A 1,122-nucleotide genomic window follows, 5' to 3' on the forward strand; every position below is an offset into this window, starting at 1 on the left:
GCGCCGCGGTGCTGCCCGAGCGGTCGACTTGTCGACGGCGCGGAAAATCCTGATCGTCCCACCTGTGGCGCACAGCAAACTCATTCCCCCGGACGGCGATTCGTCCCCCGACGAATCGATCGGCTCGTCCCCCCGGACGGCCCGACGGGATCAGCGTGCCAGGTCCAACGGATCGTGTCACAAGTGCGAATATGTATGAATGCACACCAAATACATCGAAAAGCATTAGTATGTGATTGCTAAAGCGGAATCTTGCAGAGGAGATATGTACTACCGTGTAATTGATGTTTTGAGAACATCACCGGATCGGGGGACAGGACCGGATAGATCTGTCCGCCGATGTGGTGACACAAAAGTCAAGGATTATGCAGATGCGTGACAGCGGTCCGGGTCCGAATCCGCAAAGTCCCCGACACCCCATGCGTGGTCGACCCACTCTCCGGGTCCCCGCCCACCATGACAGCAGCGCATACGGCAGTGGCCGGGCCAGGGGCAGGTCGAGGTTGCTCTCCTGGAAGTAGAAGCCTTCGGTGGGCTGGGTGAAGTCCACAGACACCTTCTCCACACCCTCCTCGAAGGGGGGGGTCCAGAACCCGAGAGGCGGTGACCCCGCGTCCAGCTCACAGAGCGCCTCGGCGTAGCCGGTATCTGAGGCGCTACCAGCCTCTTGTCTCCTTCGGGGGCCATTCGCCACGGAATCTGCCAACCTTTTGATTCATCTCGTCGGTTGGATTGCTGTGTTCGGTTCGGGTCGGTTGATCCAGGCGGTCCCGGGCAGGCTCAGGGGGCTCGGTGTGCTTGCGGTCAAACCTCTCCGGGGTGGCCGCGTAGGCCTGGGACAGGGACACTGGGCGCGCTGCTCGCACGGCGCCGGCCCGGCCGTGGTGGACGTCGTAGGGGGTGTGCATCCCGATCCCGGAATGGCGGTGCTCGGTGTTGTACCAGCGGTAGAAGGCCGCGCAGAATGCCCGGGCGTCCTCGAGGGAGCCGAACGCGTCGGGGAAGTCGGGACGGTACTTCAGCGTCTTGAACGCCGCTTCTGAGTAGTAGTCGTTCGGGCACCACCACTTGGCCCAGCGGTGAGGGGACATGCCTGGCTTGCCAGCTGGAACGAGAAGTAAA

Annotated in this window: 1 protein-coding gene; it reads right to left on the minus strand. The window is 62.4% G+C overall.

Features of this window, described 5'->3' with window-relative positions; genetic code table 11:
• Positions 1–656: 656 nt before the first annotated feature.
• Positions 657–1,122 (minus strand): transposase (locus BJF77_RS22450; RefSeq protein WP_222844945.1); only part of this gene is annotated, 466 nt, incomplete at its 5' end.

The sequence above is a fragment of the Kocuria sp. CNJ-770 genome (assembly GCF_001942375.1).
GTDB classification, from domain to species: domain Bacteria; phylum Actinomycetota; class Actinomycetes; order Actinomycetales; family Micrococcaceae; genus Kocuria; species Kocuria oceani.